Annotated in this window: 13 protein-coding genes; 4 read left to right on the top strand and 9 right to left on the bottom strand. The window is 64.4% G+C overall.

Annotated elements, in window-relative coordinates; all coding sequences use genetic code 11:
• Positions 1-302 precede the first annotated feature (302 nt).
• From IOC69_RS05010 to IOC69_RS05045, 8 genes are all read right to left on the bottom strand, one after another.
• Positions 303-1124, bottom strand: a complete 822-nt coding sequence (locus IOC69_RS05010) for a hypothetical protein (RefSeq protein ID WP_290542440.1) — start codon at positions 1122-1124, stop codon at positions 303-305.
• Positions 1125-1127: 3 nt separating this feature from the next.
• A complete protein-coding gene (locus IOC69_RS05015) occupies positions 1128-2003 on the bottom strand; it encodes a 3-hydroxybutyryl-CoA dehydrogenase (protein WP_290542441.1) in 876 nt (291 codons plus the stop codon).
• A gap of 230 nt (positions 2004-2233) precedes the next feature.
• The gene (locus IOC69_RS05020) at positions 2234-3175 is read right to left on the bottom strand and encodes an FAD-binding protein (protein ID WP_290542442.1); all 942 of its coding nucleotides are present in this window, start codon (positions 3173-3175) and stop codon (positions 2234-2236) included.
• Complete coding sequence (locus tag IOC69_RS05025) at positions 3175-3921, bottom strand: electron transfer flavoprotein subunit beta/FixA family protein (protein ID WP_290542443.1); 747 nt, start codon at positions 3919-3921, stop codon at positions 3175-3177. Before IOC69_RS05025 ends, IOC69_RS05020 begins: the two co-directional genes overlap by 1 nt.
• A gap of 101 nt (positions 3922-4022) precedes the next feature.
• Positions 4023-4739: a rhomboid family intramembrane serine protease gene (locus tag IOC69_RS05030; RefSeq protein WP_290542444.1), complete on the bottom strand. Its 717-nt coding sequence runs from the start codon at positions 4737-4739 to the stop codon at positions 4023-4025.
• Positions 4740-4744: 5 nt separating this feature from the next.
• Positions 4745-5341: a cob(I)yrinic acid a,c-diamide adenosyltransferase gene (locus IOC69_RS05035; RefSeq protein ID WP_290542445.1), complete on the bottom strand. Its 597-nt coding sequence runs from the start codon at positions 5339-5341 to the stop codon at positions 4745-4747.
• Positions 5342-5373: 32 nt separating this feature from the next.
• Positions 5374-7893, bottom strand: a complete 2520-nt coding sequence (locus IOC69_RS05040) for an FtsX-like permease family protein (RefSeq protein ID WP_290542446.1) — start codon at positions 7891-7893, stop codon at positions 5374-5376.
• The gene (locus IOC69_RS05045; RefSeq protein WP_290542447.1) at positions 7890-8585 is read right to left on the bottom strand and encodes an ABC transporter ATP-binding protein; all 696 of its coding nucleotides are present in this window, start codon (positions 8583-8585) and stop codon (positions 7890-7892) included. The genes IOC69_RS05040 and IOC69_RS05045 overlap by 4 nt, the downstream gene beginning before the upstream one ends.
• 70 nt (positions 8586-8655) lie before the next feature.
• Between IOC69_RS05045 and IOC69_RS05050 the strand changes: the two genes are divergently transcribed.
• The 4 genes from IOC69_RS05050 (at position 8656) to IOC69_RS05065 (ending at position 11009) form a co-directional block, all read left to right on the top strand.
• Positions 8656-9282 carry an arylesterase gene (locus IOC69_RS05050; RefSeq protein WP_290542448.1) on the top strand — a complete coding sequence of 209 codons (627 nt, stop codon included), beginning with the start codon at positions 8656-8658 and terminating at the stop codon, positions 9280-9282.
• 77 nt (positions 9283-9359) lie between these two features.
• On the top strand, positions 9360-9902 hold the full coding sequence (thpR, locus tag IOC69_RS05055; protein ID WP_290542449.1) for an RNA 2',3'-cyclic phosphodiesterase: 543 nt from the start codon (positions 9360-9362) through the stop codon (positions 9900-9902).
• The gene (locus IOC69_RS05060) at positions 9899-10195 is read left to right on the top strand and encodes a 4a-hydroxytetrahydrobiopterin dehydratase (protein ID WP_290542450.1); all 297 of its coding nucleotides are present in this window, start codon (positions 9899-9901) and stop codon (positions 10193-10195) included. The genes thpR and IOC69_RS05060 overlap by 4 nt, the downstream gene beginning before the upstream one ends.
• Positions 10196-10286: 91 nt before the next feature.
• Positions 10287-11009, top strand: a complete 723-nt coding sequence (locus tag IOC69_RS05065) for a Bax inhibitor-1/YccA family protein (RefSeq protein ID WP_290542451.1) — start codon at positions 10287-10289, stop codon at positions 11007-11009.
• 57 nt (positions 11010-11066) lie between these two features.
• Here IOC69_RS05065 and IOC69_RS05070 read toward each other — a convergent pair.
• Positions 11067-11218 (bottom strand): DUF2794 domain-containing protein (locus IOC69_RS05070; RefSeq protein ID WP_290542452.1); only part of this gene is annotated, 152 nt, incomplete at its 5' end.

Genomic DNA, 11218 nt, shown 5'->3' on the forward strand with positions numbered 1-11218 from the left:
CCTTCATCAAGCGGATCGCACGAAACATCCTGCAAACCGCCGACCACAACCCAAAGCGCCGCATCAGCCAGCGCATCAAGGCTTGCAACTGGGACAATGACTACCTTATCAACGCTCTAACCCATATGCGATAGCCCTGCCCACGAGGGGGAGGGATTAAGGGTGGGGGTCCCGGGCTCAGGTCTTTGAGAATTGGACTCCTGGGCCCCCCGCCCCTGCCCCTCCCCACGAGGGGGAGGGAAATCCTAATGGAGTCAATTGACCGCCCGCCGCTTTAACACAAGGGACGGATGAACGAGGTACTATCCATTCGATAATCCGGGTGTAATGAATTCAATGGCTTTGAGTAAGGAAGCGGGTACTTCGTCGCTGGTAGCGTATGTGGGAATACTGCTTACAGTCCGTTTTTCAAAATCAGTATTCGCCAAAACGATCTCGATCGGGACGATTCGGAAGATAGTGTGGCTGTCAGTGGATTGGTTTTGCGAAGATGACTGATACTTCGATGACGTGCCTATCGCCAGGCGCTCCACGAAGCTAGGAAAAATGGCTGGGATCGTTTCGGTCCATAAACCGCAAGGAACAGCACTCGAGGTAACCGTTCTCAGTCGCGAGACCGGCGCGATGAATACATCTTCCTCAAGAGCTTCCATTTGAGTGTCGCAAGCCGCGTTCCATGCCCAAGCCGATTCTATTGCGGCAGAGGGCGCAAAGGCCTCCTCGCAGTCTGGCCTTGCGATAAAGTCTCGAACAAATTTGTCGTTTGCTCTCGACCAGTTGGCGAAATAGCGCTCGGCGCCGAAGTTTTCCAGATTCTCAGTCTCCTCGTTGACGAACTTGCCTGGAAAGCCTTTGTTGAATGCTGAGACTTCTGCAATGGCCTCGCGAATAAAAGTTTTTGACCGATTGTAGTTGAGGATAAAGCCAATTGCGTGGTTGGGATTACCCTCCTCATCGGCATCACCAAATGGATTGAACTCTATCGTAAAGGAGCACCCGGTAACATCGTTGTCGTAGATGATGTAGCTGCCTTCGAAAGAGTAGTTTGTGCGGCTCCTGAAATACTCCCTTACCCTTTCGAGCGCTGAGAGATCAGGCTGCGGAAAGGTCAGAAGACTGCTCACGTCCTACCGCGTCGGCACCGGCGTTTCGCCGCGATAGTCGTAGAAGCCGCGGTTGGTCTTGCGGCCGAGCCAGCCGGCTTCGACATATTTGACCAGCAGCGGGCAGGGGCGGTATTTCGAGTCCGCCAGCCCGTCATGCAGGACCTGCATCACCGAGAGGCAGGTGTCGAGGCCGATGAAGTCCGCGAGTTCCAGCGGACCCATGGGGTGGCGCGCGCCGAGCTTCATGGCGGTGTCGATGGCCTCCACGCCGCCAACGCCTTCATAAAGCGTGTAGATCGCCTCATTGATCATCGGCAGCAGGATGCGGTTGACGATGAAGGCCGGGAAATCTTCGGAGACCGCGATGGTCTTCCTGAGAGAGGTGGCGAATTCCTTGGCGACCGCGAAGGTCTGCTCGTCCGTGGCGATGCCGCGGATCAACTCGACGAGCTCCATCACCGGCACGGGGTTCATGAAATGTATGCCCATGAACTTCTCTGGCCGGTCCGTCGCGGCGGCAAGCCTGGTGATCGAGATCGAGGAGGTGTTGGAGCCGACGAGGCATTCAGGCTTCAGATGCGGGCAGAGGGCGGTGTAGATCTTGCGCTTGACCTGCTCGTCCTCAACCGCGCTTTCGATGACGAGGTCATAGCCGCCGAAGCCTTCATAGCCATGCACCGGCTTGATGCGGGAGAGTGCGGCGTCACGGTCGGCCTCGGACAGCTTGCCGGAACGGACGCGGCGGGCGAGGTTGCCGTTGATCGTGGCGAGGCCGGCCTCGATCCGCTCCTTGCTGACGTCATAGAGGCCAACGTCATAGCCCGCGAGCGCGCAAACATGCGCAATGCCGTTGCCCATCTGACCAGCGCCGATGACGCCGACTTTCTTGATCTGCATGATAACAAAGCGCCTGAATTCAGTTGCCGCCGGAGCCTATATCGCGCCTATTTGCAGGGCAAGAGCGTTTCGCACTCGCAGCAATAGCCGTTTAGTTCGGGGTTTGTGGCGTCTGCACGGATGAGCGGTGAATTGATGTTTTCACATCAGGAAATGAGTGATGGATTTTTGTCCGTGCAAAGAAAAAGGGCGGCCGGGGCCACCCTCTCGGGCACCTTGATGTGGGGCGGTCACTTGCCCAGCTTGGCCAGTTCCGCGTCGAATTCCGGCACGGCGGCGAACAGGTCGGCGACGAGGCCATAGTCCGCCACCTGGAAGATCGGCGCCTCCTCATCCTTGTTGATGGCGACGATGATCTTGGAGTCCTTCATGCCGGCGAGGTGCTGGATGGCGCCCGAGATGCCGACGGCGATATAGAGGTCGGGGGCCACCACCTTGCCGGTCTGGCCGACCTGATAGTCGTTCGGCACATAGCCCGCATCGACCGCCGCGCGCGAGGCGCCGACGGCGGCGTTGAGCCTGGAGGCGACTGAATCGAGCAGCCTGAAATTGTCGCCGTTCTGCATGCCGCGGCCGCCGGAGACGACGATCCTGGCCGAGGTGAGCTCAGGACGGTCCGACTTCGACAGGTTCTCGCCCTGGTAGGAGGAGAGGCCCGGGTCCTGAGCCGCATCCATCCGCACGATTTCGGCCGAGCCGCCTTCGCCCGCCGCGGGGAAGGAGGCGGTGCGCACGGTGATGACCTTCTTGGGATCGGTCGACTGCACGGTCTGCACGGCGTTGCCGGCATAGATCAGGCGCACGAAGGTGTCCGCCGACCTCACTTCCGAGATGTCGGAGACCTGCATCACGTCGAGCAGTGCCGCAACACGTGGCATGAAGTTCTTGCCGTTGCCGGTGGCCGGCGAAACGATGTGGTCATATCCCGGCGCCAGCGAGACGATCAGCGCGGCCATCGGCTCCGCCAGCGGGCGCTCGAGCGTGCCCGAGTCGGCGTGCAGCACCTTCTTGACGCCATCGAGTCTGGCGGCCTGAGCGGCAGCGCCGGCGGCGTTGTTGCCGGCCACCAGCACATGCACGTCGCCGCCCATCTGGGCCGCGGCGGTGAGCGCCTTGTGGGTTGCGTCCTTGATCGACGCATTGTCGTGTTCGGCGATGAGGAGGACAGCCATCAGATTGCTCCCGCTTCCTTAAGTTTGGCGACGAGTTCGGCGGGCGAGCCCACCTTGATGCCGGCGAGGCGCTTCGGCGGCTCCTCGGTCCTGACGACCCTGAGGCGCGCGGTGGTGTCGACGCCGTAGTCGGCGGGGGTCTTCTCATCCAGCGGCTTCTTCTTGGCCTTCATGATGTTGGGAAGGGATGCATAGCGCGGCTGGTTGAGGCGGAGGTCGGTGGTGACGACCGCGGGGAGCTTCACGGTCAGCATCTGCAGCCCGCCGTCGATCTCGCGGGTGATTTGCGCCTCGCCCGAACCGGACTCCAGCTTCGAGGTGAAAGTGGCCTGCGGCCAGCCCAGCAGGGCGGCGAGCATCTGGCCCGTCTGGTTGCAGTCGTCGTCGATCGCCTGCTTGCCGAGGATGACGATCTCCGGACCTTCGGCCTCGACCACGCCCCTGAGAATCTTGGCCACCGCGAGGGGCTCCACGAGATCGTCAGTCCTGATCAGGATCGCCCGGTCCGCGCCCATCGCGAGGGCGGTGCGCAGCGTCTCCTGCGCCTGGGCCGGCCCGATGGACACAGCGACGACTTCCGCCGCCTTGCCGGATTCCTTGAGGCGCACCGCCTCCTCGACGCCAATTTCGTCGAAGGGGTTCATCGACATTTTGACATTGGCCAGTTCGACACCCGAACCGTCGGCCTTCACACGGATCCTGACATTATAGTCAACGACCCGCTTCACAGCGACCAGGACTTTCATTCTGTTCCTCGATTTGGCGGTCTTCGAAAAAGTGGCCGGACCCTAGTAAGGGCAAAACCTCAAGTCAATTCCAGCAACGCCGCTTGATGGCCGAATGCGACCTACCCCTTGGGCAAGAAGCTGCCATTGGGCTCCAGCCGCATCCAGAGGCGGCGGCGGATGGCGTAGGTGAGCCCGGCTCCCGCGATGAAACCGCCGATATGGGCCGCCCAGGCGATGCCGGCCTCCGGGTCCGACCGGTCCCTCCACCAGGAAAAGACCTGCAGCACGAACCAGCCGCCCAGCACCCAGAAGGCGCCGATGCGGATGGGAATGCGCAGAAACAGCAGGATCCACACGCGGGCTTTCGGAAACAGAACGACATAGGCCCCGAGGATGCCCGAGACGGCGCCCGACGCGCCAACCAGCGGCATGCGCGAGCCGGGACCCAGCATCACATAGAGCAGGGCCGCCACCACGCCGGACATCAGATAGAGGAAGGCAAAGGCGGCATGGCCATAGGCATCCTCGACGTTGTCGGCGAAGACCCAGAGGAAGAGCATGTTGGAGATCAGGTGCCACCACCCGGCGTGCAGGAACATATAGGTGAGAAGGGTCAGCGGCTCGGGGATGGGGTTATAATTCAGGATGGGCGCGGCGCTGTGGGTGAGCTCGCCCGGAACCACGCCCCAGCCAGACGCAATCTGGTCCAGCACGGCTTCGGAGTTGAAGGCGCCGGTGGTGAGATACATCGCCACGTTCAGCGCGATGATGAGAATGGTGACGGCCTGGAAGCGGATGACCTTCAGCGGCGTTGAATCGTGAAGGGGAACGAACATGGGGCTTACGAAGCATCCCTCGTCTTGCCCGGCGCCCACAGCACGTCGCCCGCACCCGACGTGGCATTGGCCCAGCGGCTGGCGACGAAGAAGAAGTCCGAGAGCCGGTTCACATAGGCAATGGCCCCCTCGCTCACATGTTCGCCCTCATGCGAGGCGAGCTCGACGATGAGGCGCTCGGCACGGCGGCAGACGGTGCGCGAGATGTGGAGACAGGCGGCGGCGGGGTGGCCGCCCGGCAGCACGAAGGAGCGCAGCGGCGAAAGCCCGCCATTGAGTTCGTCGATCTCGGCCTCGATCCTCTCATACTGCCTGGGCAGAATGCGCAAGGGTTCGTAGCCCAGGTCCTTGCCCGTGTCGGGCACGCAGAGGTCGGCTCCGAGGTCGAACAATTCGTTCTGGATGCGCGCCAGCATCTGGTCCAGCTTCTGCATCCCGGGCGAGCCGGTGTGAAGCCGCACCACGCCGAGCGTGGAATTGGTCTCGTCCACCGTGCCATAGGCCTGGATGCGCAGATGCGCCTTCGACACGCGCTCGCCGGTGCCGAGTGCGGTTTCCCCGGCATCGCCGGTGCGGGTGTAGATACGATTGAGAACGACCATGGAGCCTGCCTAACCCGTGCCGGTGACGAATTCTACTCGTTTCTGAGCAGCGGACCCGGCTTGGCCGAAAGTGCACGCCAGGTGACCGCGAGACCGCCCGTCACCGTCACCGCCATGGCGATCAAGGCCGTGAGAACTGCGGTGGGTGCTGAGAAGCTCCACGGAATTTGCAGGATGAAATGCGACAGGAACCAGGACGCAGCAGACCCGGCGCCAAGGCCGAAGAGCGCCGCCGCAAGCCCCAGCCCGGCATATTCGATGACGAAGGCGCCGATGAGCTGGCGCCTGGAAGCGCCATAGGTTTTCAGCACCACGGCCTCGTATAGCCGTTCCGAAAGGCCGGCGGCCAATGCGCCGGCGAGCACCAGAACGCCGGTGAGCAGGGTGAGGATGTTGGCGCCGCGGATCGCCGCCAGCATCTTTTCGAGGAGCCCGCTCACCATGTCGATGGCGTCCTTCACCCGCACCGCGGTGACGGAGGGGTGGGCGCGCGCCATGGCGTTCAGGAGCTTCGCCTCGTCGCCGCCCTTCATCTCCACGGTCACCAGGTGGTTGTGCGGGGCGGCCTTCAGCGTGCTGGGGGTGAAGACCATGACGAAATTGATGCCGAGGCTTCGCCAGTTCACGGCGCGCAGGTTCGCAACCTTCGCCGTGATGTCGCGGCCCAGCACGTTCACCGTGATCTCGTCGCCGATCCCGACCCCGATGCCGTGGGCAATCTCGTCGACCAGCGACACGAGCGGCGGGCCGCTGTAATCGGCGGGCCACCACGCGCCATCGACAAGGCGCGAACCCTCCGGCAGCGTCGCGGCATAGGTGATGCCGCGGTCGCCGCGCAGCGCCCAGCTGGAATCCGGGCTGGCCTTCACCTTTTCGGCGGGAACGCCCTTCACCGCGGCGACGCGGCCGCGCAGCATCGGCGTGTTGTTCACATGGGTGACGCCCGGCTCCCTCATCAGCGCGTCCTTGAAACCCTGCAGCTCGCCATTCGGCACGTCGATGAAGAAAAACGCCGGGGCGCGCTCGGGGATGGAGGAGGTGAGCTCCTTCGAGATGCTGCGGTCGGTCAGCGCCAGTGTGACGAAGAGCGTGAGGCCAAGGCCAAGCGCCAGGATCACCGAGGCCGCGGCCGAACCGGGGCGATGGATGTTGCCCACGGCATAACGCCAGATGGCGGAACGGCCGCGCGGCAGGCGTTCGGCGCCCCAGACGATCAGGCGCGCCAGGGCCAGCAGCACAACGAAGCTGGCGGCCAGGCCGCCAAGAAACCAGGCCGTCACCCTGACGTCTTCGAAAGCATGGAAGGTGAGCGCCGCCATCAGGACCAGCGCGAGCAGGATGACGAGGAAGGCGGTAAGCCCCGGCCAGCCGCGCACCGGCACGATGCGCGAACGGAAGAGCGCCGAAGCCGCCACCTGCCGCGCATGGGCGAGCGGCCACAGCGCGAAGGCCAGCGTGGTGAGCAGGCCAAGCAGGCCCGCGAAGACCAGCGGCCACGCGCTGAAGTGCTGCGACAGCGGCACGGGAATGATCCGGCCGAACAGCCAGGCGATGACCGGCGGCGCCATGGCGCCCGCGGCGAGACCCAGCGCAATGGCAATCAGCGCCACGAGGATGATCTCGGCGAGATAGATGCCCATCACGTCGGCGGATGACGCGCCGAGGCATTTGAGCGTGGCGATGGAGCCCAGCTTGCGGGTGACGAAGGCCTGCACGGCATTGGCGATGCCCGCACCGCCCACGATGAGCGAGGCGAGGCCCACAAGCGTCATGAAATAGCCGAGCCGCTCGACGAAGCCATCGGCCCCTGCGGCGGCATTGTTGCGGGTGCGGATGCGCCAGCCGGCATCCTTGAATTGGGTTTCGGCTTCCTTCTCGACCGCCCTGGCGGCGGCGGGCGAGGCGTCCGCCAGCTTCACGCGGTAGCGATAGGTGACAAGGCTGCCCGGCTGCACGATGCCGCTGGCCGCGAGCGTCGCGGGAGAGATCATCAGGCGGGGCCCGAGCACCAGCGTGTCGGACAGCCGGTCGGGCTCCGCCTTGATCAGTGCGCGGATCTCGACCTGTGCATTGCCAAGCTTCACCATGGCGCCGGGCCTGATGCCAAGGCGGCCCAGCAGCAGCGGGTCGGCGGCAGCGCCAGCAACGCCGTCCCTGGTGGCGATGGCATCGGCCAGCGGCATGCCGCCTTCGAGTTCCATCGTGCCATAGAGCGGATAGCTGCCGTCAACCGCCTTCACCTCGACCAGCGCGGTGTTGTCCGGCGTGAGCGCCATGCCGCGCACCGTGGCAACCTTGCTCAGCGTGCCCTTCGACGCGATGAAGGCAAGCTGCGGACCGGTGGCCTGCTGGTGGATGAGCGAGAATTCGAGGTCGCCGCCCAGCAGCGGCTGGCCCTGCTCATCGATGCCGCGCTCCACCGCGGCCGAAAGCGCGCCGATGATGGCGATGGTCCCGGTGCCGAGTGCGAGGCAGGTGAGGAAGATCCAGAAGCCCTGCAGCCCCGAGCGCAGGTCGCGGCCTGCGAAGCGCAGCCAGAGCGCCGGGTTCACGTGGTGGCCCCGGACACGATCTTGCCGTCCAGCACCTCCGCGATGCGGTCGCAGCGCCGGGCCAGCGCGCGGTCATGGGTGACGAGGATGAGCGATGCGCCGCCCTGTTCCTTCACGTCGAAGAGCAGCTTGACGATCTGCTCGCCGGTCACGTGGTCAAGGTTGCCGGTGGGCTCGTCGGCGATGATGATCTTCGCTCCGCTGGCGAGCGCCCGGGCGATCGCCACGCGCTGCTGCTCGCCGCCCGAGAGCTGGCCCGGGTAATGGTCGAGGCGGTGGCCGAGGCCCACCCGCTCCAGCCGGCCGGCGGCGGTCTCCATCGCGCCCGTGGCGCCGCGGAATTCCAGTGGCACCGCCACGTTCTCCAGCGCCGTCATGGTGGGAATCAGGTGGAAGGACTGGAACACGATGCCCACATGGTCGCGGCGGAAGGCGGCGAGCGCGTCCTCGCCCAGCCCGTTGAGCGATTTTCCCGCCACGACCACCTCGCCCGACGAGGCCTTCTCCAGCCCGGCAATCACCATCAGCAGCGTGGTCTTGCCGGAGCCGGACGGGCCGACGACGCCCAGCGCCTCGCCCGGCCTCACCTCCAGGTCCACCCCGCGCAGGATATCGACGTTGCCGGCCCGGCTGGGCAGCGTCAGATGGACGTTCCGGAGGGAGACGGCGGCGGTGCTCATCGTGTCGGACATGGTTTTCGTTACGCTCTCAGGCGAGGTCCGGATGCTTGAACCGGACAACCATGGCGCTTAAGTGACCATCATGCTGAAACTTTTCTTCTCCCTTGTACTTGTCGTGCTCATGGCCGGCGGCGCTGCCGCGGCCCCGCAGACCATTCTGGCCCTGGGCGACAGCCTGACCGCCGGGCTGGGACTGGGACCCACGGAAACCTTTCCGGCCAGGCTCGAGGCCGCCTTGAAGGCGAAGGGGCATGACGTGAAAGTGATCAACGCGGGCGTTTCCGGCGACACCGCCGCCGACGGCGCCGCCCGTCTGGACTGGGCGCTGAGCGAGCCGGTCAATGCCGTGATCGTGGAGCTTGGGGCCAATGACGCGCTGCGCGGGCTGCCCGTGGCGCAGGCGGAGGCGGCCCTCGACGGGCTTCTGACCGCACTCGAACGCAAGAAGCTGCCCACCCTGCTCGCCGGCATGAGGGTGCCGCCCAACATGGGGGCGGATTACCAGCAGCAGTTCGACGGCATGTACCAGCGCCTCGCGGCGAGGCGCCCGACGGTGTTGCTTTATCCTTTCTTTCTTGATGGCGTGGCGGCGGACCCGAAGCTGAACCAGGCGGACGGCATGCACCCCAACCCGGCCGGCGTTGACGCGATCGTCGCCCGCATGCTGCCCAGCGTCGAGCAGCTTCTGGGCAAGGCTGGCGGAAATTAGGGCTTGGGATTGGCGAAATTCGCGATACCGTGAAACGGTCGCGATCCGCCCGTCCTTCATCGCAAAGGAGGCCGCGCATGCCACGACTCTTCACCGGTGTCGAAATCCCGGATGATGTGGCCCTTGACCTCGACCTGATGCGGGGCGGCATCAGCGGCGCCAGGTGGATCGACCGCGAAAGCTATCACATCACGCTGCGCTTCATCGGCGACATCGACGGGGGGCTGGCCCGCGAGATCAGCCATGAGCTTGAGGGTGTGGAGGCCCGGCCCTTCAAGCTCCGCCTTGCAGGCTGTGGCGTGTTCGGCGGCAACAAGCCCCATTCGCTGTTCGCGGGCGTCGAGGAAAGCCCGGAACTCCGGAGGCTGCAGTCGATCCATGAGCGCATCTGCCAGGCGCTGGGCCTGCCGGCGGAACAGCGCAAATTCGCCCCGCATGTGACGCTCGCCCGGCTGAAGGATCCGGACCCGCGGGCCTTGCACGCTTTCGCCGCCTCCCATAACCTCTACAAGAGCCGGGTCTTCGGGGTGGGGTGTTTCGTCCTGTTCTCGTCGCGCCCGTCGCGTGGGGGTGGTCCCTATGCGGTCGAGAAATCCTATTGTTTGCAGGCAGGTTTATGACGGACAAGGCACTGGTCGGGGTCGAACGCGCCAAGGCGCTCCATGAATTGCACGGCTGGACGGAGGCCAAGGGGCGGGACGCCATCACCAGGACCTATCAGTTCAAGTCCTTCTCCCAGGCCTGGGGCTTCATGAGCCGGGTGGCGCTGTTCGCCGAGAAGACCGACCACCACCCGGAATGGACCAATGTCTATGGCCGCGTGGAGGTGACGCTCACGACACATTCCGCCGGGGGCGTGACCGAGAAGGACGTGGCGCTGGCCAGGAAGATGGAAAACCTCGCGAATTCGTGATCGCTTTGTGGCCTTCCTGAATTTCCTGTAACTTGCTCCACAATGGGTGTGAACCCATATTCGCAACGAGGTTTTCTGGAGGAACGAAACTATGGCTGACACTCGCTTTCAAACCCAGGGCAGGGCCCAGTCCGGGGCGGAGATCGACCAGGGGCTCCGCTCCTACATGCTGGGCATCTACAACTACATGGCGCTCGGCGTGGCGCTTACCGCCGTCATCACGCTGGCGGTCGCCGCCAGCCCCGCGGCCATGGCCACCGTCTACTCGCTCAAGTGGGTCTTCTTCATCGCCATCCTCGGCATGGGCTTCTTCGCCCCCCGGATGATCCTGTCCGGCAACACCGCCGTCGCCCAGGCGGCCTACTGGGGCTATGCCGCCCTCTGGGGCCTCGCCATCGCCCCGATGGTTGGCACCTTCCTCGCGGTCGATTCCGGCATGGTGTTCCAGGCCTTCCTGATCACCGCCGTGACATTCGGTGCGACGAGCCTCGCGGGCTACGTCACCAAGCGTGACCTGTCGGGCTTCGGCGGCTTCTTCATGATGGCCTCGATCGGCATCATCATCGCCATCCTGATCAACGCTTTCTTCGTCCAGTCGACGATGATGTCGCTGATCACCTCGATCATCACGGTGCTGCTGTTCGCCGGCGTGACCGCCTGGGAGACCCAGCAGATCAAGGAAATGTATGTCGAGGGCGATGCGGCGGGCGTGGCCAAGGGCAAGTCGATCATCGGCGCCTTCATGCTCTACGGCAGCTTCATCACGCTGTTCGTGAACATCCTCAACATCCTCGGCATCATGCGCCAAAACTGAGCGCTGGCCGGGAGACGGGACGACGGACCCCGGCCTGCCAAGGCCGGGGGTCTGCTTTCAGACGCTCGACAGTTTCGGCGTCTTCGCCAGCACGCGCAGCACGGTGGCCAGGTCATGGCCGCGCTTGAGGATCAGCCCGGTCTGCGCCACCACCGAATACATGCCCTGCCTTCTGGCCAGAGCCGGGTCCTTGACGATGCGGTAGAGCG

Origin of the sequence: Aestuariivirga sp. (assembly GCF_020252405.1) — a bacterium.
Lineage (GTDB): Bacteria > Pseudomonadota > Alphaproteobacteria > Rhizobiales > Aestuariivirgaceae > Aestuariivirga.